General features: G+C 64.5%; 22 protein-coding genes and 2 pseudogenes. 7 read left to right on the forward strand and 17 right to left on the reverse strand.

The features are described 5' to 3' along the window. Positions 1-62 precede the first annotated feature (62 nt). Positions 63-1,769 carry an ATP-dependent nuclease gene (locus tag ACCQ13_RS07095; RefSeq protein WP_208800498.1) on the forward strand — a complete coding sequence of 569 codons (1,707 nt, stop codon included), beginning with the start codon at positions 63-65 and terminating at the stop codon, positions 1,767-1,769. A 184-nt stretch (positions 1,770-1,953) separates the two neighbouring features. Further along, positions 1,954-3,156: a UvrD-helicase domain-containing protein gene (locus ACCQ13_RS07100; RefSeq protein ID WP_338000525.1), complete on the forward strand. Its 1,203-nt coding sequence runs from the start codon at positions 1,954-1,956 to the stop codon at positions 3,154-3,156. Between the two features lie 109 nt (positions 3,157-3,265). Here the strand turns inward: ACCQ13_RS07100 and ACCQ13_RS07105 are convergent, their stop codons facing one another. Continuing rightward, positions 3,266-3,520, reverse strand: coding sequence for a hypothetical protein (locus ACCQ13_RS07105; RefSeq protein WP_159406896.1), 255 nt, complete (start codon positions 3,518-3,520; stop codon positions 3,266-3,268). 266 nt (positions 3,521-3,786) lie between these two features. On the opposite strand from ACCQ13_RS07105, the gene ACCQ13_RS07110 reads away from it, so the two are divergent. Continuing rightward, entirely contained in the window at positions 3,787-5,382 is a 1,596-nt protein-coding gene (locus tag ACCQ13_RS07110) for a MobA/MobL family protein (RefSeq protein ID WP_159406897.1), read from the forward strand. 52 nt (positions 5,383-5,434) lie between these two features. Here the strand turns inward: ACCQ13_RS07110 and ACCQ13_RS07115 are convergent, their stop codons facing one another. Both ACCQ13_RS07115 and ACCQ13_RS07120 read right to left on the reverse strand, forming a co-directional pair. Further along, positions 5,435-5,776 (reverse strand): hypothetical protein, encoded by a 342-nt coding sequence (locus ACCQ13_RS07115; protein WP_159406898.1) that lies wholly within the window; start codon positions 5,774-5,776, stop codon positions 5,435-5,437. 554 nt (positions 5,777-6,330) lie between these two features. After that, on the reverse strand, positions 6,331-8,442 hold the full coding sequence (locus ACCQ13_RS07120; protein ID WP_159406899.1) for a methyl-accepting chemotaxis protein: 2,112 nt from the start codon (positions 8,440-8,442) through the stop codon (positions 6,331-6,333). 497 nt (positions 8,443-8,939) lie between these two features. On the opposite strand from ACCQ13_RS07120, the pseudogene ACCQ13_RS07125 reads away from it, so the two are divergent. After that, positions 8,940-11,366: pseudogene (locus ACCQ13_RS07125) on the forward strand (hybrid sensor histidine kinase/response regulator); the annotation flags it as partial. Between the two features lie 132 nt (positions 11,367-11,498). Beyond that, a pseudogene (locus tag ACCQ13_RS07130) lies at positions 11,499-11,804 on the forward strand (response regulator); the annotation flags it as partial. A gap of 68 nt (positions 11,805-11,872) precedes the next feature. Here ACCQ13_RS07130 and ACCQ13_RS07135 read toward each other — a convergent pair. From ACCQ13_RS07135 to ACCQ13_RS07200, 14 genes are all read right to left on the reverse strand, one after another. Next, positions 11,873-12,580, reverse strand: coding sequence for a tetratricopeptide repeat protein (locus ACCQ13_RS07135; RefSeq protein WP_274392075.1), 708 nt, complete (start codon positions 12,578-12,580; stop codon positions 11,873-11,875). Further along, complete coding sequence (locus ACCQ13_RS07140) at positions 12,580-12,981, reverse strand: cytochrome c-type biogenesis protein (protein ID WP_159407944.1); 402 nt, start codon at positions 12,979-12,981, stop codon at positions 12,580-12,582. Before ACCQ13_RS07140 ends, ACCQ13_RS07135 begins: the two co-directional genes overlap by 1 nt. 80 nt (positions 12,982-13,061) lie before the next feature. Next, positions 13,062-13,604: a DsbE family thiol:disulfide interchange protein gene (locus ACCQ13_RS07145; protein WP_159406902.1), complete on the reverse strand. Its 543-nt coding sequence runs from the start codon at positions 13,602-13,604 to the stop codon at positions 13,062-13,064. Beyond that, complete coding sequence (locus tag ACCQ13_RS07150) at positions 13,601-15,589, reverse strand: heme lyase CcmF/NrfE family subunit (RefSeq protein WP_159406903.1); 1,989 nt, start codon at positions 15,587-15,589, stop codon at positions 13,601-13,603. Before ACCQ13_RS07150 ends, ACCQ13_RS07145 begins: the two co-directional genes overlap by 4 nt. A 56-nt stretch (positions 15,590-15,645) precedes the next feature. Then, entirely contained in the window at positions 15,646-16,116 is a 471-nt protein-coding gene (gene ccmE, locus ACCQ13_RS07155; RefSeq protein WP_159406904.1) for a cytochrome c maturation protein CcmE, read from the reverse strand. Continuing rightward, the gene (gene ccmD / locus ACCQ13_RS07160; RefSeq protein WP_159406905.1) at positions 16,113-16,313 is read right to left on the reverse strand and encodes a heme exporter protein CcmD; all 201 of its coding nucleotides are present in this window, start codon (positions 16,311-16,313) and stop codon (positions 16,113-16,115) included. The genes ccmE and ccmD overlap by 4 nt, the downstream gene beginning before the upstream one ends. Beyond that, a complete protein-coding gene (gene ccmC / locus ACCQ13_RS07165; RefSeq protein WP_159406906.1) occupies positions 16,310-17,068 on the reverse strand; it encodes a heme ABC transporter permease CcmC in 759 nt (252 codons plus the stop codon). The genes ccmD and ccmC overlap by 4 nt, the downstream gene beginning before the upstream one ends. 13 nt (positions 17,069-17,081) lie before the next feature. Continuing rightward, on the reverse strand, positions 17,082-18,401 hold the full coding sequence (locus ACCQ13_RS07170; protein WP_159406907.1) for a S8 family serine peptidase: 1,320 nt from the start codon (positions 18,399-18,401) through the stop codon (positions 17,082-17,084). Next, a complete protein-coding gene (locus tag ACCQ13_RS07175) occupies positions 18,398-19,045 on the reverse strand; it encodes an anti-sigma factor (RefSeq protein WP_167526856.1) in 648 nt (215 codons plus the stop codon). The genes ACCQ13_RS07170 and ACCQ13_RS07175 overlap by 4 nt, the downstream gene beginning before the upstream one ends. After that, the gene (locus tag ACCQ13_RS07180) at positions 19,042-19,635 is read right to left on the reverse strand and encodes an RNA polymerase sigma factor (RefSeq protein ID WP_208800538.1); all 594 of its coding nucleotides are present in this window, start codon (positions 19,633-19,635) and stop codon (positions 19,042-19,044) included. The genes ACCQ13_RS07175 and ACCQ13_RS07180 overlap by 4 nt, the downstream gene beginning before the upstream one ends. A gap of 51 nt (positions 19,636-19,686) precedes the next feature. Beyond that, positions 19,687-20,418, reverse strand: coding sequence for a hypothetical protein (locus tag ACCQ13_RS07185; RefSeq protein ID WP_159406908.1), 732 nt, complete (start codon positions 20,416-20,418; stop codon positions 19,687-19,689). A gap of 319 nt (positions 20,419-20,737) precedes the next feature. Continuing rightward, positions 20,738-21,127: a c-type cytochrome gene (locus ACCQ13_RS07190; protein WP_167526857.1), complete on the reverse strand. Its 390-nt coding sequence runs from the start codon at positions 21,125-21,127 to the stop codon at positions 20,738-20,740. Positions 21,128-21,152: 25 nt separating this feature from the next. Then, positions 21,153-22,505 carry a cytochrome C gene (locus ACCQ13_RS07195; RefSeq protein ID WP_104601670.1) on the reverse strand — a complete coding sequence of 451 codons (1,353 nt, stop codon included), beginning with the start codon at positions 22,503-22,505 and terminating at the stop codon, positions 21,153-21,155. Between the two features lie 72 nt (positions 22,506-22,577). Then, positions 22,578-23,198 carry a cytochrome b gene (locus ACCQ13_RS07200; protein ID WP_104601805.1) on the reverse strand — a complete coding sequence of 207 codons (621 nt, stop codon included), beginning with the start codon at positions 23,196-23,198 and terminating at the stop codon, positions 22,578-22,580. Between the two features lie 307 nt (positions 23,199-23,505). Between ACCQ13_RS07200 and ACCQ13_RS07205 the strand changes: the two genes are divergently transcribed. Both ACCQ13_RS07205 and ACCQ13_RS07210 read left to right on the forward strand, forming a co-directional pair. Continuing rightward, on the forward strand, positions 23,506-23,943 hold the full coding sequence (locus ACCQ13_RS07205) for a sugar 3,4-ketoisomerase (RefSeq protein WP_159407945.1): 438 nt from the start codon (positions 23,506-23,508) through the stop codon (positions 23,941-23,943). Further along, positions 23,940-24,611 carry an acetyltransferase gene (locus ACCQ13_RS07210; RefSeq protein WP_159406909.1) on the forward strand — a complete coding sequence of 224 codons (672 nt, stop codon included), beginning with the start codon at positions 23,940-23,942 and terminating at the stop codon, positions 24,609-24,611. Before ACCQ13_RS07205 ends, ACCQ13_RS07210 begins: the two co-directional genes overlap by 4 nt. Position 24,612 lies beyond the last annotated feature (1 nt).

The raw sequence follows: 24,612 nt of genomic DNA on the forward strand, positions 1-24,612 counted from the left end.
GCGTCGATTTTTCATCGGAAGGATTCGAGGTCGAAATCATGAGAGTTGGGCGTCTGCAGATAATGAACTTCCGAGGCATCTCGCAGCTTGACTGGTTGCCTGCCGGAACCGTTCTTTGCTGCCTGATCGGGCATGGGGACTCTACGAAATCTACAGTCCTCGACGCCATCGAGGCGGCTCTGTCTTCGCGCTGGTTTAGCTTCACGGAATCAGACTTCTACCTTTGCGATACGACTAGGTCCATATGCATTGAAGTCACCATTGGGGAGCTTTCGAAGGAATTGCTGTCGGACGAACGCTTCGGGCTCTACATCCGTGGCTGGGGCACCGATGGGCAGATTCATGATGAGCCAGAAGACGGAGACGAACCTGTATTGACGGTGCGGTTGAGCGTCGACGCAACCATGGAGCCGGTGTGGGAAATCATCAATGAACGAGCAAGCCATCCTCGCACCATTTCCAACCGTGACCGCGCCCTGTTCGGTTTGGTGCGGTTATCGGGCGATGACGCCCGCCATTTGACTTGGGGCCAAGGCTCCGTCCTGTCCAAACTGACAGACGATACCGAAGAAGCGGCCATGCATCTTGCTGATGCGTATCGCACAGCCAAAGCGAGCGCCAATCTTGGCGCTATTTCCGGCTTGGCAGACGCCTCTTTGCAGGCCGAATCCCGCGCGAAGAGCATCGGTGCATACGTGACCGGCTCTTACGGACCTGGGCTTGAGCTGGGTCGCGGTGGGTTCTCCTCTGGCTCCATTGCCCTACACGACGGCGCAGTTCCACTCAGGTTGGCGGGAATGGGGACCCGGCGCTTGGCGACACTTGCTATCCAACGCGCAGCTATCGGGGACGGTGCCATCATCCTCGTTGACGAGATCGAGCAGGGGCTGGAGCCACACCGCATACTGGGGGCGATCGTCCACCTGAAAGCAGCTCAGGCGCAGGCCAACGCCGACGGCAGGGCTGTAGGGCAAGTGCTGATGACCACACACTCCGATGTTGCGCTGAGTGAGATAACTCCTAGCTCACTTCATGTTGTACGGTCTTACGCTGCGCAAGGCGTGCGGATCCTGAAGCCTCCGTCCGGCTCCGACTTCCACCGAATTCTCAAGAAGTCGCCGCGAGCGCTCTTCGCTCGGCGCGTCTTGGTCTGTGAAGGAGAGACTGAACTGGGATTGATGCTGGGGATTCGCGAGCTTTACCCATCTAGGCATGCCGACGTTCCAATAGAGCAGCGTGGAGTCGCTATTGTTGACGGTTGTGGCACTGAGGCCCCATTCCTCGCTGCGGGGTTTGGAGCCCTGGGCTACCACACGGCGCTCTACCGCGACTCTGACGTGCCACTTGAGACCAATCAGGCCAAGTTTCTGGCGGAAAACTCGGTTGAGGTTATTACTTACGCAAGCGCGATCAACACGGAGCAAGCGCTGTTCCGCGCGATCAACAATCATGAGGATATGGATTTCATTTTGCAGGTCGCACGGGAGGTAAAAGGGTGCAATACCGTTAACGACCAACTGGCTAAGGCACTGCCAGAGCTCACGGGCGTCAACTTCGCTGATCCCTTTCAAACGTGGAACCAGTTTGATGAAGTTGCCAACGACGACTTCATTGAGCGCCTAGCAGTCCTAGCTCGCAAGAATTCTTGGTTCAAGAACCGTCATGTCGCACGCTCTTTGGCGTCTCGAGTAGACACTATCGTTCGGCTGAACCCATTGAACAACCTCGCACCCGTCTTAGCACGTCTCGAAAGCTGGATGTATGGTTGAGCCAATTGACCTGCTGGCTGTCCGGCGAGGAAGCATCGTAGCCCCTGCCGGACACGGGAAGACGGAGCTGATTGCTCGAACGGCCGCGCTGGGTCAACGGACGCTAGTCCTGACACACACGCATGCCGGCGTGCATGCCTTGAGGGCTCGGCTTAAGAAGGTTGGGGTTGCCCAACGGGCGTGCTTGGTAGACACCATCGCCGGCTGGGCTGCTCGCTACGCTGGCGCCTTTCCGGCCAAAGGCCAGCCACCGAAGGGAATACCCGAAGGTGCTGAGTGGAGCCAGGTCTACCGGGGAGGGAAGGATGTTCTATCCATATTGGGGGTCAGGAAAGTCGTTGAATCGTCCTACGATCGCATCTTGATAGATGAGTATCAGGACTGCGACGCGTTGCAGCATGAGCTGGCCATTGCTTTGGCCAACATACTTCCGACCATCGTATTCGGCGACCCAATGCAAGGCGTTTTTGAGTTCACCCGGTCAAGTGTTCGATGGCAAACTCAGGTGTTTCCTAGCTTCCCGTTGGTGGCGATGTTGGAGGAGCCGATGCGGTGGCGAGGCCACAACGTGGAATTGGGACTTTGGATAGCCAAGATCCGCGGTCAACTGGAGCGAGGCGAGCAGATTGACTTGGCCGCAGGGCCAGCCACTTTCATGCCATGCAAGGACGCCTATGAAATGGGAGCCCTCTTCGATGGGTTCAATGAGCGAGAGGGCACAGTGGCAGCCATTCACTGTAGGCGTGGAGCATGCGACCAGCTGTCCAAGTCTTCGAAAGGCGCTTATCAATCGATTGAAGAAATCGGAGCTAGGCGTTTGCAGCAATTTGCTGGTGAATGGGACGACGCAAACTCACCGACAGCCAAAGTTGCCGCCCTCAAGAGCCTACTGAGCGACACGACCACAATTAAGAAGCTTGAAGTCGGAGCTGCCGATACTGAGGATGATCTGGCAACGGGTGGGCGGGTGCGTGAAGCGCTGACAGCCTTGGAAACGTCAGGTAGCGCGGCGGATGCAGTGATCTACATTGAAGAGTTCCGTAAGCATTCCCGGGTTCGACCGTTTAGGGGGGAACTGCTTCGGGACACCGCGCGCGCTTTGCGAGAGGTTGACGCTGCCCGGTTCGAATCGGTGCGCGATGCGGCTACTGCCGTCAGACAACGGGTGAGCATTGCGGGGCGCGGAATCCAGAAAAGAACTGTGTCAACCCCACTTCTGCTGAAAGGCCTTGAATTCGACCACGTTGTCATCCCTGATGCGGCCCACTTCGCCAATGAGACATTCGCCGCTGCAAAGTTGTTCTACGTCGCTATATCTCGGGCGAGAGAGTCGCTGACGATTTCGTCATCCAGCCGATACCTCGCGTTCCCAGTGCCCAATACTTGAGCGAGAGTATTCGCACGTAGCTATTTTTACTCGCGGCGGCCCCGGTCCTGAGTAAATGGTGCCGCGTCCTTGAACGCGCTCATCGACGGGACGTTTAGTTAAGAGGGCTCTAGTGAGGTGAGCCAACACGACTTCTCATGTGGCTGGTGAGCAAGGTTTCAAGTTCTTTGTCATTGAGGGTTTGTGCGCCGGCTAAAAAAACTATGTCGGCCACGCGCTGCCGTCGTTGCACTTCTTCCCGCCTCGCGGTTTCCTGGGCTTTTGCTTCTCGCCGCTGGTTGGCTAAAAGTTCCTTTGCTTGCAGCTGAGCCAGGCGTTCGGTGGCTCGTTGGATTTGGTCTCGGTAGTGATTCGTTGCGGTCATGCGTTTCTCCTGCCTGGTGGAAATGAGTCAACCAGGAAAACGGCTTGCGTCAAGCGTTGGGCTGGTCTCGAATTTCGTCCACCCCGAGAATCGAAAAGACTGAAAAACAAGGCTTCAAAGAAAGAAGCAAGAGCGCACCTAGGTGTCACATGGTGACACGTGCGCAAAGGGCTCCGCCCCTTGAACCCCAAGCGCCGAGGGCGCTTGCGAAAATCCAAAGCCGAGGCATAAACCAAGCAATCCCATTGCTTCGGAGTCGCCGCCTCATGGCCATCTACCACGCCAACGTCAAAACCCTCAGCCGCGCCAAAGGGCATTCCTCCATTGCCGCGGCGGCCTACCGTGCCGGCCTGCTGCTCGAGGACGCGCTCACCGGCTTGCGGCACGACTACCGCCGCCGGGACGGCGTGGTCGAAACGCGCTGCATCGCCCCCGAGGACGCGCCCGATTGGGCCCTGGTCCCCGCTGAGCTCTGGCCGGCAGCAGAGGCGGCTGAGCGTCGCAAAGATTCGACGGTCGCGCGTGAGTTCGAGTTTGCGTTGCCCCACGAACTCGATGACCTCCAGCGCTCTGAGCTGGCCGTGGAAGTCACCCGTGCTCTGGTGGGTCGCTACGGGTTCGCGGCGCAGGCCAGTATCCACAGCCCTGGTTCTAAGGATGGGCTGAACTGGCACGTCCATGTCCTGGCAACGACGCGGCGCATGGGGCCAGACGGTCTCACGGACAAAACCAAGGAACTGGACGGCGGGCCGTCGGGACGTGTCGAGGTGCAATGGGTGCGCGAACTCATCGCCTCCACCATCAACGCCCATCTCGAAAAGGCAGCGCTTGAGATTCGGGTGGACCACCGCAGTTTGGAAGCACAGGCAAGTGACGCCTTGGCGCGCGGCGACCTAGCCGCGGCTGCCATCCTGTCCCGGGAGCCCACCAAGCACGTCGGCAAGAACGGCACCGCGCTGGCCCGGCGCGGCCAGCCTTCGGAGCGGTTCGAGGCCAACCAGCTCATCGAAGAGACCAACGAGACGACGTTTAAGAAGCTGGTTGCTGCGTTCGAGCAGGAGGGGCGCGCCATGCCGGTGCCCGACGGTCACAGCCAGGCCCAGGCCGAGCGCGAGGCTCGCCGACCTTCTGATGGGCTGTCCTTGTCGCTCGGGCCTGGGGCAGGGCACATCGAGGTGTCCCGCAGCATGGCGACCATTGCTCGTGGGTTGGGACTGATGGAGGCAGAGGATGCCAAGCCGTCGCGCGAGCCACGTTCGGTCTCCGAGCTCGCGGAGGAAGCCAGCGACGAATGGGGAGTGGCTGTTCAAGCGGATCTCCGGCTGGCTCAGACGCTCCAATCAACCTTGGCATTGTTGCAGTGGATCAGGGAGCGCGTGACTGCCTTCGCCGAGGAGGCCCGGCTGCGCCCGGACCTCAACGAGTTGCTCCGTCGGCTGCGGCGCTTCAAGGCAGCGACCATGAAATTCGCCCGCCGGCTGCTGGCCGTGCGCCGAGCCGAGAAGCTGCACCACATGGCCGAGAACGCGTGGCACGACTTCCTGGCGAACAATCCCGAGCCGGGGACCTCGTGGACGCAGGGAGACTGGAAGCAGCGGCGCGGGCGCCGACTCGGCACGCTTGAAAGCCGGACCGCAGAACTGGCCGATGCGAGGGCCAGGGTGACCCCGGAGGAACAAGCCCTCTGCGAGAGAGAGGCGTCGGCCAGCGCGGCGCACCTCGAGGCCTGGAGCCGGGACATGCTCCAGCGCCACCCCCTCCAACTTGACGTGGCGAACCAGCCCGATGGAGCGCGTCCAGGTCCTGCCATCTCCGCCCCTCCTGCGCCTTTCTACGTTCCCAAACCGCCGCGCTTCCACTGAAACCAAAGAGCCCCGCACTGCGGGGCTCAATGTTTGCGGGCTCTCGGCCGGCTCAGTGCAGGGTCGGGCGCTTCTTGCTGCGCACTGGATCCAGCTGGGCGTCTTTGGGCTTCCGGCCCGCGCGCCATTCCTCCACCGACGGGAACTCGCGCACGATGACGGCCTCGCGGGTGCGCACTGCCGGAGAGGACATCGGAGGGGCATGCTCCAGGGATTGGGCGGCGCCGCTCCCACCTGGCAGCTTCTTCTGGCTGTAGACGATCAGCTCGCCAGCAGAGGCCCAGGCATTGCAGACGTTGCGTTGGCGCACCAGCGGTTCGTCCGATAGGGTCTGGCTCATCAGCCCGGCGAGTAAGTGGCCGGCGATCTCAAGTTGTTGGGGGGGAGTGGTCATGAAAACTCCTACGTATGGGGGGAGCCCTCATCCAATCAGTAATTTGGAACTCCGCAAGAGTTCGCTTTGAGCGGCACTTCACAAATTTGAATGCGCCAAAAAAAATTTGATGGGCGCTATGCCTTCTTTAGAATATGAGCGCCTCAGACGCCTTTTTGAATTCTTTGTCTTAGCTCATGGGCAAGCGGGCTGCTTGGACGCGGGCGAATGGTTCCGTCAGATGAACTCCCCTTCCAGCGGAGCGCTGACCTGCCAACCGCCATTGTCCTCGTTGCTGAACGAGGAGGCTGGGACGGCTGTGATGGCAAGCGGACGCTAGCAATCGAGCCCAACCCGGGGCTATGATCGAGGAAACATTGAAAGGAAACCTGCCAAGCAGGCTTTCTGCAACGGTTTGAAGGGGTTGGGTCGAAGGTGATCCGATCCCACTCTCTCCGCCAACTGTAGTGCAAGGCATCGAGACCACCCTTGTCCTCAGGTCTCGTCCATCTGTTGCATCTGATGCCGCTCACTTACGCGCCTGCATGATCGCCTGCAGGCAGCGCTTCCACGGCTCACATCACCACTGCATTGACCTTGAACACTTCCACCGCGCGGTTGAGTTGCACGGAGTGTTCTTCCAGCGCATGTGCGGCGGTACTCGCGGCTTCTACCAGGCGTACATTCTGCTGGGTGGTTTCATCCATCTGGGCGATGGTGTGATTGACCTGTTCGATGCCGCCGGCCTGTTCCTGCGAGGCGGCGGAGATGTTGGCCATGATGTCGGTGACGTGCTGGACGCTGGTGACGACTTCGCCCATGGTGGTGCCGGCGGTGTGCACCAGTGCCGAGCCGTCGGTGACGCGTTGTACCGAGTCGTCGATCAGTCGCTTGATTTCCTTGGCGGCATCGGAGGAGCGGTGCGAGAGGGTGCGTACTTCCGATGCAACCACGGCGAATCCGCGGCCTTGTTCGCCTGCGCGTGCGGCTTCGACGGCGGCATTCAGGGCGAGGATGTTGGTCTGGAAGGCAATGCCGTCGATGACGGAGATGATGTCGGCGATGCGCTTTGAGGCGTCTTCGATGCCGGACATGGTGTCGATGACCTGGTCGACCACATCGCGCCCTTGCGAGGCAATGGCGGCAGCACCAAGCGCGAGCTGATTGGCGCGGCTGGCGTGCTCGGCATTCTGCTTGACGGTGGAGGTCAGCTCTTCCATCGAGGCCGCCGTTTCTTCGAGGCTGGCGGCCTGTTGTTCGCTACGGCGCGCCAGTTCCTGATTGCCACTGGCGATGTCTTCGGCGGCAAAACCAATACTGTTGGAGGTGGTCTGGATCTGGGTGACGATGTCGGTGAGCCGGTGCACGGTGCTGTTGGCATCGTCGCGCATGGCGGCGAACACGCCGTGGAAATTGCCGGACATGCGCACGGTGAGGTCGCCGTCGGCGATGGCGCGCAGCAGTTCGGAGAACCGGGTCAGGTTGGTGTCGGCGGTGGCCATCATAGTGTTGAGGTTCTCCACCATCAGGCGGAAGTCGTGCTCGAAGTGGTCTGGGTGGCCACGCAATGCGAAGTTGCCGGCGCAGGCTGCCTGGGTGAGAGCATGGATCTGCGCATTGATGGCGCGCAGGTTCTGTTTTACCTGCTGCATGGTGGTGGTGATGACGGCCTTTTCGCCGGGGTATTGCTCGATCTCCGGTGTCAGGTCGCCTACCGCGTAGCGACCCATGACCTCGGTCATGCGCAGCTGGGTCTGCACATGTGCGTCCACCAGCGCGTTGGTGTCCTGCACCATGTGGCCGTACTCGCCGGGAAAGCGCTGTGCGTCGGTACGGTAGCTGGTCTGGCCGGCGTCATGGCGGGCAGCCATGTCGCGTTGTGCGGAGATCACTTCCTGTAGCCGGTGTTGCATCTGCTGCATCGCGCGCAGCAGTTGGCCGGACTCGTCATTGCCGGCCTGGGCGTCTTTACTGCGCAAATCGCCTTGGCTGATGCGTTGTGCCAGCTGCAGCGACTGGCGCAGCGGCAGCACCACGCTGCGGGTCAGCAGGAGGGCAATGGTGGCGCCGAGCAGCAGGGCGACGACGGTGGAGAGCACCATCAGCATCGCAAAACCGCGTGCGGTGGCAACGGCATCCTTGGCCGCCGCACGGTTCTTGGCCTCCTGCAGGTCGATGAAGGCATTGATGCTGGCCAGCCAGTCGATGAAGGCCGGGCGTGCCTGTTGCAGCAGTTGCTGCTCGGCGTGCGGTTTGTCGGCGGCTTCGCGAAACCCACGCACCTCGGCGATCAACGGCATGGTGCGTTGTTCGACGGTCTTGATCCGCTGGAGGATGGCTTTTTCGTTGGTGTCGGTGGAGGCGGCCAGCATGTCGTCCAGCGGCTGCGCCGAGCGTGCGTAGTCGGCGGCAAGCTTGTCGATCAACTGCTCGGCGGCGTGGCGCTCTGCCGGGTCGTCCAGCAGGACCACGTCGCGTAAGGCGATCGCGCGATCGTGCACGCTGCCGCGGAAGTTGATTGCATAGCGTTGTTTGACGCTATTGACTTCGTTGATGGCGGTGAGCTGCCGGTCGATGCTTCGCACGCGCTGGATGCCGACCACGGTGAGGATCACCATCAGCACGATGATGGTGAGAAAGCCAAGGGCCAGGCGTTGGCCGATGCGTAGATTCGAAAGGAAGTGCATAGGGAGTGATCCACGATCCGGCTGACGGGAGAGCAGGGCGCCCCGGCGGCGGCAAGGGCGTGACGCACACGAGACGATGCTGCTATTGACACGCGGGGCGCGTGCAAGGGACTGATGGCAACTTGTTGGTTAGCGGCCTCGGCAGCCGATTCTTGACTGGCTGGGAGGGGTCCATTTGGGGCGGGAAGGGGCTGTCCTCGCTGATTCGTGCCGTACAACACAGTTGTAGCCTGCCAACCGGTGTCGTAGGCGACGCGCGGCGTTGAGGAGCGCGATTCAGCGACTGCGCAATGTGCTGCTGGACGCGACCCGCAGCACGCCAGATGATGGGCGCCCGCGGGCACCCGCCGCCGTAATGCGGGGGCCCCTGTCTTTCAGTTCTTTCCATGGTTCGAAACGATGCATCTGTGTATGACTGGTAGGGTTCTCACTGCCTATGCGGCGATCTCGCGCGGCAAGGCGCGCACGTACCTGCGAATCTGGGGGAGGCCGCTTTCGTGAGCGCCTCCTTCCCGCACGGCGACAGTGCCATGGCCCATGCGATACGCACGTACGATTGGAACTCCACACCGCTGGGGCCGAGTGCGCAATGGCCTCCCGCGCTGCGTAATGCGCTCGACCTGATGCTTTCCTCGCCGGAAAGCATGTATGTGGTGTGGGGCGATGCACTGATCTTCTTCTATAACGATGCGTACGCCCCGATCCTGGGGCCACGCCGGGCACAGGCGCTGGGCGCCCCGCTGAAGGCGTTGTGGGCCGATGCCTGGGACGCGGTGCGCGAGCCGATCGAGGCGGCGTTCGCCGGGCGGGCCTCGCGTTTCGAGGAAATGCCGATCGGCATGAACCGCTATGGCACGCCCGAGCAGACTTGGTGGACGTTTTCGTTTTCTCCGATCTATCTTGACGATGGCAAGGTGGGCGGCGCCTTCTGCGTCACCAACGAGGTCACCGCGCGCATGGTGGCGCAGGCACGGCTGGCGGACGAGCACGAACGCCTGATCCGGCTGTTCGAGCAGGCGCCGATGTTCATGGCATTCCTGAGCGGGCCGCAGCATCGTGTGGAATTCGCCAACCCCTGTTATTCGCGCCTGATCGGCCACCGCAGTGTGATTGGGCGGCCATTGGCCGAGGCGTTGCCGGATGCGGTGGAGCAGGGGCATCTGCGGCACCTGGACGAGGTGTATCGCTCCGGGCAGGCGTACGCGGCCAATGCGGTGGAGTACCACGTGCAGGTCACGCCCGGCGGGCCGACGCAGCGGCGGTTGCTGGACCTGTTCTATCAGCCGATCGCCGGTGCCGACGGCGCTGTGTCCGGTATCTTCGTGCAGGGGCTGGACATCACCGAGCGCATCAATCTTGAACGCGCCGTGCGCGTGGCGGAGATACGCAACCGGCAGATCCTGGATAGCGTGATGGACTACGCCATCGTCGCCACCGATCTGGACGGGCGCGTCACCCTGTGGAACGAGGGGGCGCAGCGGACGCTGGGCTGGAGCGAGGCCGAAATGCTGGGACAGACGCTGGAACGTGCGTTCACGCCTGAAGACGTCGCGCGTGGCCAGCTGTTGATCGAGGCGGCTGCGGCGCTGGAGAGTGGCAGTGGCATGGACGAGCGCTGGCACGTGCGCAAGTCTGGCGAGCGCTTCTGGGCCAATGGGTCGCTGATGGTGCTGCGCGAGGAGACCGGCATGGCGATCGGGTTCGTCAAGGTGTTGCGTGACCGCACGGCCGAGCGGTTGGCCAGCGAGGCGCTGGTGAAGAGCGAGCGCCGGCTGGATGCCCTGGTGCGTGCGTCCTCGCAATCGATCTTCTCAGCCACTGCCGACTGGGGTGCATTGCGTCTGCACGTGGGCGAAGGCCTGCTGGAAGGCGGCGATCTGCCGGGAAAGGTGGGCTGGCAGCAGGAATGGATCCATGCGGGCGACCGCGCGCAGCTGGCCAATGCCATCGCCGCAGCGATCGATGGCAAGACCAGCCTGGAGTTGGAGGTGCGCGTGAGGCATAGCGACCAGCGCCTGCGCTGGATGCTGCTGCGCGCGGTGCCGCTGCTGGATGCGCACGGCGCCATCGAGCAATGGTTCGGTACTGCATCGGACGTCACCGACAGACGCAAGGCCGAAGAACAATTGCAGCTGTTGACCAACACCCTGGAAGAGCGCGTGCGCGAGCGCAGCGCCGCGTTGCTGTTGGCCGAGGAGAAGCTGCGCCAGAGCCAGAAGATGGAAGCAGTAGGGCAACTGACCGGCGGGCTGGCGCACGACTTCAACAATCTGCTGACCTCCATCACGATGGGCCTGGAATTGCTACAAGCACGCGTTGCGCAGGGCCGTTACGAGCGCCTGGAGCGCTATGTGGAGATGGCACAGGCCAGCGCAGGGCGTGCGGCGGCATTGACCCAGCGGCTGTTGGCGTTCTCGCGCAGGCAGACACTGGCACCCAGTGCAGTGGCGGTGGATGCGCTGGTGGAGGGGATGCGCGAGATCATTGCGCGCACGCTGGGGCCTTCGATCAGCCTGCAGGTGGCGCCGTCGCCGCCGTCGTGGAAGGTGCTGGTGGACGCGCCGCAGCTGGAGAACGTGCTGCTCAACCTATGCCTCAACGCACGCGATGCGATGCCCGACGGCGGCACCTTGACCGTCAGCCTGCACAACCTGTCGCTGGATCCAGACGCGTCCGCGCCGCTGGATCTGCCGGCGGGCGATTATGTGTGCCTGGGCGTGCAGGATACCGGGACCGGAATGACGGCGGAGGTCATGGCCAAGGTGTTCGAACCCTTTTTCACCACCAAGCCCATCGGTCAGGGTACCGGCTTGGGCTTGTCGATGATCTATGGCTTTACCCGGCAATCCGGCGGGCATGTGCGGATCGACTCGGTCGTGGGCGTGGGCACCACCATGTCGGTGTATCTGCCGCGTGTGATCGGTGCGCGGTCGCAGGAAGTGGCGGTACCTGCGCTCGTGCAGCCGCCGTCGCGGTCGCCGGTGCACGCTTGCACGGTGCTGCTGGTGGAGGACGAGATCGCCATCCGCACGCTCATCCGTGAGGTACTGGGCGATGCCGGCTACCGGGTGATCGAGACGGCCGAAGGCAGCGCGGCGATGGAGCGGTTGCGCTCGCAGGAAGCAATTGACCTGTTGGTCACCGATGTCGGGCTGACCGGAGGCTTGAACGGACGCCAGATCGCCGATGCGGGCCGACAGTCGCGGCCCACGCTTCCGGTGCTGTTCGTGACCGGTTACGCGGCCAGTACGGCAGTAGGCGCGGGGCAACTGGAAGCCGGCATGGAGGTATTGACCAAGCCGTTCCAGGCCGCCGAGCTGAAGCGGCGCGTGGCGCGGCTGCTGGAGCGGCGCTCCACGTGACGCCGCACCGTGCGGGTGATGCCGACAAGCCAAGGCTCCGGGCGCAGTAGCGTGCCCGTTCGCCGCGGTCAGCGCCTGGCAGGCGGCGATTGCCGTGCACGTGCCATCGATTCGGCCACGGCGATCTTTTCTGCCACGGCTTGCTGCATCGCCGAGCCGGCGTCCAGCAAACCATGCAGGTGGCGCCAGTGCGCCGTGGCGGCCGCGTAGTCGTGCTGCTGGAAATCGCTGATGCCCAGCAGCCACAAGCCGCGCTGGTTGTCCGGTTCCTGCGCGACTACGTGTTGCAGGCGCGCGCGCGCGTCGGTGTCGATGGCGAAGTCGCTGCGGGTGGCCATGTCGGCCGCGATCCAGCCTACGATGGCAGCGCTGGTGTCGGGCGCAATCTTGAGCGCCTGCGCATAGGCATCGCGCGCCTGCGCGGGCTGGCCGTCGCGCTCGTGCGTCTTGGCCTGCTGCATCCATTCTTCCAGTGCCTGCCATTGCGCCTGTTCTGCCGCGCTCGTGTCTGGTGCGGCTGCCGGTGCGCCGTCGGCGGCAGCGGGTGCGGCGCTGCGGGCCGCCGGCGCTGCGGCGATGGGTTGGGTGATCGCCTGCGGCGCGCCGACCAGCCAATACAACCCGGCGGTGGCCAGCGGCAGGCCCAGCGCCAGCACCAACGGCAGCGCGGTGCGCGAGGTGCCGCTGCTGCCGGCGCGATGGCGCAGCAGTGGCAGCAGCAATAGCAGCACCGCCACGACCACCAGCGCGGCACTGGCGAGCAAGAATCCGGTCATCACCATTCGTCCTCCGCCTGTGGTGCCGCCGGGGTGCCCAGGCGTGCGCGCCGGCGCACGGTGTGGATCACCATGCCCGCGCCGGCGCCCAGCAGCAGCAGCGGCCCGAACCACAGCAGCCAGGTACCACGCTTGACCGGCGGGTCGTACAGCACGAAATCCGAGTAACGCTCGACCATGTACTGCTTGATCTGCGCATTGCTCCTGCCGGCCTGCAGTTGCGCGAACACCTGATGGCGCAGGTCACGGGCGAGACTGGCGTTGGAATCGGCCAGGTTCTCGTTCTGGCATACCAGGCAACGCAGTTGCGCGGTCAGGCGCTGGAAGCGTGCTTCCTCGGCGGGGTTCTTGAACGGCAGCGGGTCCACGGCCTGCGCCGATAGCGAGGGGGCCAGCAGCATGCCCAGCAGCAGGATCAACAGCAGGCGCAATTGCCGGCCTTGTCGCCGCCAGTCGCAGGGCACAGCGCGATGTTGCGCGCTCACGGCGTGGCCTTGCGCAGCGCGGCGATGGCCGGCAGCAGTTCGCTATCGATGATCTCGGGGGTGAGCACGCCGATGTGCTTGTAGCGAATCCTGCCCTGCGCATCGATCAGGAAGCTTTCCGGTGCGCCATAGACGCCGAAGTCGATCGCGGTCTGCCCTTGCTCGTCGGCGATCACCAGCGCATAGGGGTTGCCGTATTGTGCCAGCCAGGCGGTGGCATCGGCCGGCGCGTCCTTGTAGTTGTAGCCGATCAACGGCACTCCGAGACGGCCAGCCTGCGCCATCAGCACCGGGTGCTCGTGCACGCATTCGGCGCACCAGCTGCCGAACACGTTGAGGACGTAGGGTTTACCCAACAGCTGCTCGCGGGTGACACGGCGCTCGGGATGGTCCAGCAGCGGCAACGAAAATGCCGGCGCCGGCTTGCCGATCAACGGAGAGGGAACCTCGCGCGGATTGTGCTGGGTGGTCCAGTAGATGCCGAAGCCGAACAGGCCGGCCACCAGCAGAAACGCCAGCAATGGCAGCATGCGATTCATGGGGAAGACTCCTGCGCGATGACCTGGCCACCTGGAATTGGCGCGGTAACGGGCGTGCCGGCGGGCGCCGGCGCGCGGAAGCGGCGGGCGCAGGCACTGACGAAACCGCCCAGCATCATTAACAGGCCGCCCGCCCAGATCCAGCGGATCAGCGGTTTGTAGTACAGCCGCAGGGTCCAGTCGTATTCGATGTGCTGATCGTCCAGCGGCTCGCCCAGCGCCACGTACAAGTCACGGGTGAGGCCGGGGTCGATCGCCGACTCGGTCTGGATGCGGTCCCTGCTGTACAGGCGTTTTTGCGGATGCAACTGCGCCACCACCCGACCGTCGCGGCTGACCTGCACGCTGCCTTGTTCGGCTTTCCAGTTCGGCCCGTCCACCAGTTGCACGCCATCGAAGCGGAAGCGATAGCCGGCGACGTCGGTGCTCTGGCCCGGCGCCAACCGCACGTCGCGTTCGACCGACAGGCTTTCGGACACCAGCACGCCAGCGACGAATACCGCCACCCCCGCGTGGGCGATCAACATGCCGGCCATTTCGGCCGGGAAGCGCCGGCCGCGCGGCAGCTCGCGCCAGCGCTTGACCACGTACAACGCGGTGCCGGCGGCGACCCAGGCGGCCACACCGATGCCGGCGATCGCCTTGGCCTGGCCGTTGGCAACCAGGCTGCCGCCCAGCGCACAGGCGATCGCGGCGATGCCGGCACGCGTGCCCAGCGCCTTCAACGGTGCGGCCTCGGCCTTGCCCCAGCGCAGGTAGGGGCCGAACGGCAGTACCAGCACCACCGGCAGCATCAGCAGCGGGAACAGCAGGCCGAAGTAGGGCGGGCCAACCGAGACCTTGCCCATGCCGAACGCATCGGCGATCAGCGGAAACAGCGTGCCCAGCAACACCATCGCCGCGGCCACGGTCAGCAGCAGGTTGCCGATCAGGATGCCGGTCTCGCGTGAGGCGGCGGCGAAGGGCTTGCCGCTGGCGATCTTGGGTGCGCGCAAGGCGTACAGCAGCAGCGAACCGCCGACTACCGCGATCAGGAAGATCAAAATGTACAACCCGCGCCGCGGGTCGGCGGCGAACGCATGCACCGAGGTCAGCACGCCCGAGCGCACCAGGAAGGTGCCCAGCAGCGACAGCGAGAACGCCAGGATCGACAACAGGATGGTCCAGGCGCGCAGGCTGCCGCGTTTTTCAGTGACCGCCTGGGTGTGGATCAGCGCGGTACCCACCAGCCACGGCATGAAGCTGGCGTTCTCCACCGGGTCCCAGAACCACCAGCCGCCCCAGCCCAGTTCTGCGTAGGCCCACCAACTGCCGGCCACGATGCCGGCGGTGAGGCAGGCCCAGGCCACGTTGGTCCACGGGCGTGCCCAGCGCACCCAGGCCTGTTCCAGTTCGCCACCCAGCAGCGCGGCGACCGCGAACGCGAAGGCCACCGAGAACCCCACGTAGCCGGTGTACAGCACCGGTGGGTGGAAGGTCATGCCCGGGTCCTGCAGCACCGGATTGAGCTCGTTGCCGTCCAGCGGAATCGGCGACAACCGCCCGAACGGATTGGAGGTGAGCAGGATGAAGGCCAGAAAGCCCACCGAGATCAGTCCCAGCACCGCCAGCACGCGCGCGGCGAAGTGCTGCGGCAGATGCCGGCTGAAGGCGGCCAGCAACACCGTCCAGGTGGCCAGGATGGCGATCCACAGCAGCAACGAGCCTTCATGCGCGCCCCACACCGCAGCAAAGCGGTAATACCAGGGCAGGGCGTGGTTGGCGTTGGCGGCGACATAGCCCACCGAAAAATCCAGCGATAGCAGCGACCAGGCCAGCAGGCCGAAGGCCAGCCACACGAACACCGCCTGGCCGGCGGCGGCAGGCCGTGCGATGCCCATCAAGGCGGGATTGCCGCGCCAGGCCCCGATCAGTGGCAACACGCCCTGGCAAAGCGACAGCAGCAATGCCAGGATCAATGCGATCTGGCCGAGTTCAGGCGTCATGGGCGAGTGGCACGTAGGGCAGGAACGTCATCGGGAAGGGAGTGCGGCGGTGCAGGTTAGCGCGGCACCGACAGCGGCGCAGCAGCGGCGGGAATCGGCTTGCCGACATGCCCCTCGGCCATCGCGTCCTTCAGCTCTTTCGGCATGTAGGTCTCATCGTGCTTGGCCAGCACTTCGGTGGCGACGAAACGCCCGTCCTGCATGCGCCCGTTGGCAATCACCGATTGGTTGTCGCGAAACAGGTCCGGCAGGATGCCCGAGTAATCGACCTGGGTGGCGGCATGTTTGTCGATGACGGTGAAGCTGACCTTCAACGAGTCGTTGGCGCGCTGGATCGAGCCGGCCTTGACCATGCCGCCGAGGCGAAACTGCTGATACCCAGCGGCCTGGCCGGCATGCACCTGACTGGGCGTGAACAGATAGCTCATGTTTCGCTGCAGCGCCAGCACGATCAGGGTCACCGCCAGCGCGGCGGCGGCCAATACACCGATCACCAGCCAGAGGCGTTGTTTGCGGGTGGCGTTCATGGCGTGTCCCGGTCCAGTGCCGTCGGCGTGCGACGGCCACGCGGCTGTTGCCGCTGCAATTGTCCGCGCAGCGCGCGCGGCAGCCGCCGCCGGCGCAGCCATGGCGACCCCAGGTCGGCCCCCAGCACCAGCACGAACACGGCATAGGCCGTCCAGACGTATTGCCCGTATCCACCCATCGCCAGGAAGCTGCTCATGCGGTGCGCTCGGTCAGCACGATGCGGCGCGCCCAGTCCTTGCCGCTTTCCAGCGCCAGCAACTCCACCCGCACGCGCCCGAACAGGCTGGCGATGTAGTACAGCTTGGTCGCCAGCGTCATGGTCAGCAGTGGCCACAACATGTCTGCGCTCATCTTGGAGGGACCGAGCAGGCGCACGGTGGAGCCTTGATGCAGGGTGTTCCACCACACCACCGAGTAATGCACGATGGGCAGGTTCACCAAGCCGACCAGCGCCAACAAGCCGGCGGCACGCATCGCCTGGCGGCGATCTTCCACCGCGTGATACAGGCCTAGCACGCCCAGGTACAGGAACAACAGCAGTAACTCCGAGGTCAGCCGCGCATCCCAGGTCCACCAGGTGCCCCACATCGGCTTGCCCCACAGCGACCCGGTGCACAGGGTGATGAACGTGAAGGCCGCGCCGATCGGTGCCGAGGCCATGGTCACCACCTCGGCCAGCTTGATCCGCCACACCAGCGCGATGAACGCTGACACGCCCATCGCCGCGTAGATGAAAAGACTCATCCAGGCGCTGGGCACATGGATGAAGATGATGCGATAGGCATCGTGCTGCTGGTAGTCCGGCGGCGCCAGCACCAAGCCGCCGTAGGCGGCCACTGCGCCCAGCAGCAATGCCAGCGCCAGCGCCCAGGGGCGCACCTTGCCGGCGACGCGGTAGAACACCGGCGGTGAACTGAGCTTGTGCAGCCATAACGGGATCCACTTGGCCATACCGATGTCGTCCTCAGTTGGAACGTCTGGAGGGCGACAACGCATCGACCGCAGCGCCGGCATTGACCTGCAGCTGGCCGTCGCTGACCTTGCTGGTGCGCTGCAGGAGATCGCGCAGCGCGCCGGCATCCATCGACGGTGACAACGACAACAGCAGCGCGGCGGTGCCGCTGACATGCGCGGTGGCCATCGACGAGCCGGAGGTGAAGTCGTAGCGGCCGTTTGGCTGGGTGGTCAGAATGTCGTCGCCGGGCGCGCTCAGTACGCCGGGCATGACGGTGCCGGCGCCGCTGCTGCGGACCACCAGCACGCCCGGTACATCGTTGGGGAAGCCGTCCAGCTGCCCGTTCGGCGGCATCGCCGCAATCACGATGCGGCCTTGCTTGACCAGGTGCAGCAGCATCTTGCTCAGCAACGGGTCGGCCGGGCCACCGAGGCTCAGATTGACCACCCGCGCGGAGCTGTTGTTGATCGCTGCCAATGCCTTGGCCAGGGTAAAGGTGTTACAGCGTGCGGTGGCGCCGACGGTAGGGGCGTACCAGCACGCCTTGTAGATGCTCAGCATGGCCTTGGGCGCCATGCCGACGATGCCCTGGTGGTTGTTGCTGCCGGCGGCGATGATCCCGGCCACTTCGGTGCCATGCGAATCGCTGCCGGGCATGGCCTGGGTCTCGCCGACCAGGTCGTGCACGTCGAGAATGCGTGCCTTCAGGTCGGGATGGCGGGTGTCCACGCCGGTGTCGACCACGGCCACCACCACGCCGCGGCCCTGGGTGACGGTCTGCGCGCTGGCCGCATCGGTGGCGATGAAGCCGCGCTGCATGTCCACGTACGGATCGTTGTAGCTCGACAGCGGGGTGTGCTTGTCTGCGGCATTGGCGGAGAACACCGAAAATTCCTGCACCGGCTGCACCAGTTCCACGCCGTCATCGTCGGCCAGCGCGCTGACCAGTTCGTCGCGCGACACGCCGGGGGCGGGCTGCAGCACGGCGCAGTACAGACCCAGCGAGGTGATCGGCCAGCTGGACACCTCGCGCAGGTTGTAGCGCTGCTTGATGGCCTGCATGCGCACGGCCGCCTTCTGGCCCGCACCGTAGTAGCTGGAGGCGTAGCCGATCAGGCTGGAACCCGCCCGCGCCGGCGGTGCGCTGAGCGGATTGGCAACCGCCAGCAGGATGTCGCGACTGCTGTCCGGCGTGATCGCTTCGGCTGCCGGTTGCGGGGATTCGGCGGGCTGCGCGGGTGCCTGGAGGGTCGTTGTGGCCTGTGCACGGGTCTGCGTGCCCAGGCCGATCAGTGCGGCGAGGCCGCCCAGGATGAGAAGGCGCTTCATGGAGCCGACACGATCTCGGCCAGCCGGATACCCGGATTGGCGCGTAGCTGTTGCAGGGTCTGCTGCGGTTGCATGGGCTGCGGTGCGGCGGGCACCACGGTATAGGCACCCATCGCGTTGGGGCCGCCGACGACCTGCAAGTGCTGCGCCTGCAGCAGCCGATCCCAGTCGGCCAAGGTCATGCTGGCATCGGGCACCACGCGGATGGTGCCTTGTGCCACCGGTACGGCGGCGGCACTGCTGAGCGTGCGGTAGTCCTGCGAGGGCGCAGGTGCGGCCAGCTTGACGCCCATGACGCCCAGGCCGATGGCCTGCACCAGCGCCGCGGCAGCCAGCGCACGTACCGTCCAGCTGCCGGAGCGGCGCGCGAGCGGCGCTGCGGCCATCGGCCGTTCCACCGTGTCGAGGCGACCGAGCAGGCGCTGCAGACCGGCATCGGCATCCACCGCCACCGCCGAGGGCAGCGCCAATGCCTGGCGCAGACGGCTTTGTTGGGCAAACTCGGCGCTGCACGAGGCGCACTTGGCCACATGCGCGATCAGCCAGCTGCTTGCTTCCTCGGTTGCGTTATCCAGCAACACTGCTGGCATCAACTCCCAGGCGTGCGAGCACTCCTTGCCAGGTGCGATGAAGAGGGTCTTCATAGCTGTGTCTCCGTGTAGGGGGCGCTGCCGGCCAGTCCGGGCAGCACATTGCGTAATTTGACCCGCGCATGGAACAGCCGGGCTTTGATGGTGCCCAGCGGGCACTGCATGATGTCGGCAACTTCTTCCAGCTTGTGTCCAACGCCGTAGACCAGTTCGATGACCAGGCGCTGGTCCGGCGACAGCCGCTCCATGCCCTTGTCCAGCCAGTCGCGTAGCTCGCGGTCGTCATTGTCGTCGGCGCTGGGGGCATGGTCTTCCACCTGCGCGGTGTCGTCGATGCTGTCGCCGTCGTGCTGGCGCAGGCATTTGAGCCCGCAGCGGTAGGCGATGCCCATGATCCAGGTGGAAACCTGCGAATCGCCCCGGAAGTCGCCGGCCTTCTGCCAGGCGATCCAGAAACAATCGTTGATGGCTTCTTCGATGATGTCCGGGCGCCGGGTCAGCCGCGACAGAAACCGGCACAGCCGCCCGTGATAGCTGTGGTACATGCTCGCCAGGGCATCGCGATCGCCTGCCGCCATGCGACGCAGCAGCATCCGGTCGGTGGCGTCACCCAGGGTGGTGGAATCATTCATCGCATCGGACATGGCATTGGACGCTAGTCAGTGCCCGCGGACGGGCAAAAGGTTGCGGGAAAATCAGAACGTCCGGGACAGCATGCCCAGCCATGGCAGCTGGCCTGGTCCACCCTGCGCACGGGGGGTACTGCTGCTGGTGAAGACGCGCTGCAGTTCCACGGTCCATCGCGCGCGGCTCCACTTCAGGCCCAATTGCCCGTACTGATAGCGGCCGCCCCGGGCCGCCCCGTAGGCCATGGCCGGAAATTCCGACACGCCGGCCCCGCCGGTGAGGCTGAACGCTGCCGAGAGAGGCAGGTTGCCGGTGATGTCGATGGCCGTATTCCAGGGCGCTTGCTGCGCACGCGGGAAGCGGAAGGTGGACAGCGAGAAGGTGAGGACATCCCGGTACGACCAGGCCAGGCTGGCTTCCTGCCGGTTGAAGGTGCGCGAGCGGCCGTCCTCGGGGTAGACGTAGTACAGCACGCTGGCTTGCATCTGCCAGCGATCGTCCAGCATCCAGGCGCGTGCGGCCTGTGCGGTGAGTGCGACCGGTTGGCTCAGCGAGGGCGCTTGCACCGCCACTGCGGCCGACACCGAGCAGCCGGGCGATGGGAGCCAGTAGCCTGCTGCCTGCAGGGTGACGCGATCTGGGGCGATGGAGATGCCGCGGTCGATCAGGGCCGAGGCCACCGCCACCGTGCCACCGGCGTTATCGGCCGAGGCTGCGCTGCCAGGGGCCATGACCAACGCCAGCAGCAGCCAGCACGGCAACCGGCCGGGCCGCCGTGGCGCAGGCAAGACGACCTGCATGATGTGCAGGGGGAAGCGCAGGGGCGCGCGGCAGGGGCGTACGCCGGCAATGCGGCTAACGTCCCACGCCTTGCCGCCGTCAGCGCAATGGCGCGGCGGGTGGAGGGGGACTGGCCTGGCAAGAGGAACTGTCGGCAATGGCGTGGAACACGAGCGCGAAGCGGGACACGATAGTGCCCCGCAGCGTAGAACGGAACCGCTGCCGCTGCGATGGTTCCGTCCGTATAGGCGAAGGTGCCCATTCAGGCACTACGGGCCGGCATGCCGGGGCGGCCGCCGGTATGCCGGTCCGGCGGCCGCGCAACCGCAACGACCCCGCTCAGCGCAGGGTGTTGAGGTAGGCGATCAGCGCATCGAGTTCCTGTGGGTCGTCCAGGCCGTCGTACTTCATCTTGGTGCCTGGCAGCGCCTTGGACGAGGGTTGCGACAGATAGGCCTTCAACTGCGCCGGTGTCCACTGCCACTTGCTGGCCTTGAGTGCATCGGAGTAGTTGCTGTAGCCCGGTGCGCTGGCGGCGGGGCGCCCGGCCACACCAAACATGGACGGGCCTTTCTTGTTCTTGCCCTGTGCGGCGCTGTGGCATTCGGCACATTCGGTGAGGAAGGTGCCCTTGCCGTCGGCCGCCCAGGCCGGCGGGGCCAGCATTGCGCCAGCCAGCAACAGGCCGGCCAGCGGCGCGCACAACGAGCGGATGTGGAATGACTTCATGGAGGTCCTTGGACGTGCTGGGGGATCAGAACGACACGTTCAACGACAACGCAAAGCTGTCGAGATCGCGCGGATTGGTGATCGGGTTGCCGCCACCGAAGACATTGGTGGTGCTGCCGTTGAACTTGTCGAAGCGGAACCAGCTGGCCGACAGGCGCATGTTGGCGATGGAGGTGTAGCTGCCTTCCTTGCCGAACGGGGTCCAGTACAGCAGGATCAGATTGCTGGTGGTGTCCGGCAGGCCGTAGGGCTGGTAGCGCGCGGCGTCGAACGAACCGGTGTTCATCATGTGCGCCGCCAGCACGCCATAGGTCTGCTTGAAGGCATAGTTCATGCTGATGGTCTGATCGCGCACGCTGCCGCGGCTGAGCGGGGCCATGGTCGGGTCGCTCGACATCAGCGGGCTGCCGTAGTTGCGGCGTTCGTAGATGTTGACGTAGGCCAGCGACAGCACATGTTCGCGGGTGCCCAGGAACTGGTAGGTCACGTCGTAGCCCAGGTCGGTGAACTCGTCGCTGGGACCGATGCGCGGACGCTGGCGGCGCGTGGTCAGGGCGGTCATGCCGACCGAGAAGAACTGCCGCTTCATGTCCTTCATGTAGGCCAGCCGTGCGTAGCCGGTGTCGCTGAGCTTGCCCGGGTCGCCATTGGGCTGCCAGCCCAGGTGATCCTGCGCATCGACCGACAGTGCGCTGTAGCTTCCCACTTCGCCGTACCAGTTACGGTCGTACAGGCCATACACGCTGGCGCCGATCACCCGATTCGATAGCGAGGAGGAGCTGAGCATGGTGGCCGAGGCATTGCTCGCCGTGGCCGGAGTGAAGGTGGACGCGTTCGGCAGCACGTGGATCGGGTCGGAGATGCCGGGGTTGTTGTTGACGCTAACGCCGACCATGGTGTCCTTGCCGGCGAGCTGGAACGGCTTGCTGACAAAACGCAGATCGACATCGTCCAGCTGCGTGTTGAAGGTCGCGTTGCCGCTGTTGTTGGAGCGGATCTTGGAGTAACCGCCGATGTTGTCGTTGACCCGGCCGGCCAGATACAGATCGGCCTGGGTGATCCGCGCGGTACTGTCGCCACGGTTCGGATTGCGGCGCGACCAGGTGAGCTGGCCGGAGGCGGGAATCTTGGTGCCTTCGCCGTCGGTGTCGGTAAAACCGCCGAGTTTGAAACGCATGCCGTATGGCGTCAGCGAGGGACCGTAGGAGCCGATGTGGCAGTCAGCGCAGGACGAGCCGGTCTGGCGTGCGAAGGAGGGGATCGCCTGCGCTTGCGTACTGGCCAGCAACAGCAAGGGGCCGGACACGCATAACAGCGAGGTCAGGGATGCGGTGCGGGATTGGGCGGCGCGGCGCGAGGCAGGCGGGTAGGTAGACATGTAAAGTCCTTGTTCGACGGTGCGGGTTTCGACGGTGTGGAAACGAACGGGGAGAACGGGAGGCGCTGGCGCTTACGGTTGCCGGCGCGGTAGTACGCGGTGCAGCAGGCCGTCGCGCAGCACCAGGTGGTGCCATAGCGCAGCGAGGATGTGCATCAGCACCAGCGCCAGCAGCGCCCAGGCGGCATTCAGGTGCCAGGTGCCCAAGGTGTCGCCCAGATCTGCATCCGGCGCGACCAGGGACGGCAGGGTCACGCCGAATAGATAGACCGGTTTGGCGTAGGCGTTGCTGAGCGACCAGCCGATCAGTGGCAGGGCCAGCATCAAGCCGTACATGGCGAGGTGGGTGCCGCCGGCGGCCAATCGCAGCAGCAGTGGCGATGGCGGGCCCGGCGGCAGCTTGCGCAAGCGCAGGCGAAGGCCAACCCGCAGGACGAACAACAGCAGAACCATCAGGCCGAAGTGTCGATGCCCTTCCAGTAGCCACTGACGCAACGCGCGTCCATCCAGTTCGGCACGCAGCAGGATCAAGGTGGCTGCCATAACCAGACAGACCACGGTAAGCCAGTGCAGGACGCGCATCGGCTTGGGTAAGGGGACGACGTGCGGACGCGCGTCGGCCTGCTGCGGTGCTGGCGTGGTTGTGGCGCCAACGGTGGCCACCACCTCGGGGGGCTGGGGGGAAGAATGCATTGCGTCGGTGTCCTCACCGGTGGTGATCGTTGGTTCCGGCCGCGCGATGCGCGGCCAGGCCTGGCTCCCCACGCCGGCCGGACAGCGGCCAGGTGAACGTGCATGGATATGTGCGGCAATGCCTGCGAAAGGTTGCATCCTCGTGATGCCCGCAGGTGTCGTCGAGAGATTGGAGGGGGATATTGGTCTGCTGCTGCGCTTTTACGTGCACCGCTTCGTGGGTTGCGGGGCCGTGCAACCTTTCCCGCATCGTGGCGCACTCAGCCATGTCGCACTATGTGCAGTCAGCGCTAACGCCTCACCGATCATGGCCATCGAACGTATCCAGTTGCATACCCACGGCGACGATCGTGGCCTGCTCATTTCCTTGGAGCAGGCGCGCAATGTCCCGTTTGAGATCCGCCGCGTGTACTACCTGTTCGGAACCCGTGCCGGTGTCCATCGCGGCCAGCATGCCCACCGCCAGCTCAATCAACTGGCCGTGGCGCTGCATGGGTCGGTGGCCATCCTGGTGGACGAGGGAAAGGGCGAGGGCCCGACCGAAGTGGTGCTGGACGATCCCTCGCAAGGTCTGTTGCTGGGGCGCATGGTCTGGCGCGACCTGCATCGCTTCAGCCCCGACTGCGTGCTGATGGTGCTGGCCGACCAGCTGTACGATCCGGACGATTACATCGTGGACTACGATCAGTTCCTCAGCGAAGTGCGTGGCGATCTGCCGCTTGAAGCATGCAGGTTGGAAGCATGAGCGGCCGCAAGCGGTTGGTGATTGTCGGTGCCGGCGAGTTTGCGCAGATCGCCTGCGAATACTTCCGGCACGACAGTGATTACGAAGTGGCTGCCTTCAGCGTGGAGCGCGATTTCCTGACCCGCTCCAGCCTGGCGGACGTTCCGGTGGTGGCCCATGAAGACCTCGAGCAACACTATCGGCCCAACGAGTACGAGGTGTTCGTTGCGATCCCTGCCACGCAGTTGAATCGCTTGCGGATGCGCTTCTACGAGGACGTGTTGCGGCGGGGGTACCGTTGTGCCAGCTACGTCAGCTCGCGTGCCTTTGTCTGGCGCAATGCGCAGATCGGTGCCAATTGCTTCATCTTCGAAGGCAACGTCATCCAGCCGTTCACCCGTATCGGCGACAACTGCATCCTGTGGAGCGGCAATCATGTCGGCCATCGTACGGTGGTGCAGGACCATGTGTTCATTGCCTCGCATGCGGTGATTTCCGGTTACTGCGAGATTGGTCGGGGCAGTTTCATCGGGGTCAATGCCACTCTCAGCGACAAGGTGCAGATAGCGGCGGACAACATCATCGGCGCCGGCGCGCTGGTGACGCGGCACACCGAAGCGGGGCGGGTCTACGTCGGCTCGCCAGCGCGCGCGGTGGCGGGAAGATCCAGTTTTGATGTGGAACTCTGAC

It is taken from the genome of Xanthomonas sp. NCPPB 1638, assembly GCF_041475635.2.
GTDB lineage: Bacteria > Pseudomonadota > Gammaproteobacteria > Xanthomonadales > Xanthomonadaceae > Xanthomonas > Xanthomonas cucurbitae.

Bases quoted from the DNA above. Each gene is read 5' to 3' on its own strand.
- ACCQ13_RS07115 (WP_159406898.1), bottom strand. From the start codon at position 5,776: ATGACCACTCCCCCCCAACAACTTGAGATCGCCGGCCACTTACTCGCC.
- ccmC (WP_159406906.1), bottom strand. From the start codon at position 17,068: ATGGCCAAGTGGATCCCGTTATGGCTGCACAAGCTCAGTTCACCGCCG.
- ACCQ13_RS07200 (WP_104601805.1), bottom strand. From the start codon at position 23,198: ATGCATTCTTCCCCCCAGCCCCCCGAGGTGGTGGCCACCGTTGGCGCC.
- ACCQ13_RS07140 (WP_159407944.1), bottom strand. From the start codon at position 12,981: ATGCTGCTGGCCCCCTCGCTATCGGCGCAGGCCGTGGACCCGCTGCCG.
- ACCQ13_RS07210 (WP_159406909.1), top strand. From the start codon at position 23,940: ATGAGCGGCCGCAAGCGGTTGGTGATTGTCGGTGCCGGCGAGTTTGCG.
- ACCQ13_RS07195 (WP_104601670.1), bottom strand. From the start codon at position 22,505: ATGTCTACCTACCCGCCTGCCTCGCGCCGCGCCGCCCAATCCCGCACC.
- ACCQ13_RS07135 (WP_274392075.1), bottom strand. From the start codon at position 12,580: ATGACCGGATTCTTGCTCGCCAGTGCCGCGCTGGTGGTCGTGGCGGTG.
- ACCQ13_RS07190 (WP_167526857.1), bottom strand. From the start codon at position 21,127: ATGAAGTCATTCCACATCCGCTCGTTGTGCGCGCCGCTGGCCGGCCTG.
- ACCQ13_RS07205 (WP_159407945.1), top strand. From the start codon at position 23,506: ATGGCCATCGAACGTATCCAGTTGCATACCCACGGCGACGATCGTGGC.
- ACCQ13_RS07110 (WP_159406897.1), top strand. From the start codon at position 3,787: ATGGCCATCTACCACGCCAACGTCAAAACCCTCAGCCGCGCCAAAGGG.
- ACCQ13_RS07145 (WP_159406902.1), bottom strand. From the start codon at position 13,604: ATGAATCGCATGCTGCCATTGCTGGCGTTTCTGCTGGTGGCCGGCCTG.
- ACCQ13_RS07105 (WP_159406896.1), bottom strand. From the start codon at position 3,520: ATGACCGCAACGAATCACTACCGAGACCAAATCCAACGAGCCACCGAA.
- ACCQ13_RS07170 (WP_159406907.1), bottom strand. From the start codon at position 18,401: ATGAAGCGCCTTCTCATCCTGGGCGGCCTCGCCGCACTGATCGGCCTG.
- ccmD (WP_159406905.1), bottom strand. From the start codon at position 16,313: ATGAGCAGCTTCCTGGCGATGGGTGGATACGGGCAATACGTCTGGACG.
- ACCQ13_RS07185 (WP_159406908.1), bottom strand. From the start codon at position 20,418: ATGCAGGTCGTCTTGCCTGCGCCACGGCGGCCCGGCCGGTTGCCGTGC.
- ACCQ13_RS07175 (WP_167526856.1), bottom strand. From the start codon at position 19,045: ATGAAGACCCTCTTCATCGCACCTGGCAAGGAGTGCTCGCACGCCTGG.
- ACCQ13_RS07150 (WP_159406903.1), bottom strand. From the start codon at position 15,589: ATGACGCCTGAACTCGGCCAGATCGCATTGATCCTGGCATTGCTGCTG.
- ACCQ13_RS07120 (WP_159406899.1), bottom strand. From the start codon at position 8,442: ATGCACTTCCTTTCGAATCTACGCATCGGCCAACGCCTGGCCCTTGGC.
- ACCQ13_RS07095 (WP_208800498.1), top strand. From the start codon at position 63: ATGAACTTCCGAGGCATCTCGCAGCTTGACTGGTTGCCTGCCGGAACC.
- ACCQ13_RS07180 (WP_208800538.1), bottom strand. From the start codon at position 19,635: ATGTCCGATGCGATGAATGATTCCACCACCCTGGGTGACGCCACCGAC.
- ccmE (WP_159406904.1), bottom strand. From the start codon at position 16,116: ATGAACGCCACCCGCAAACAACGCCTCTGGCTGGTGATCGGTGTATTG.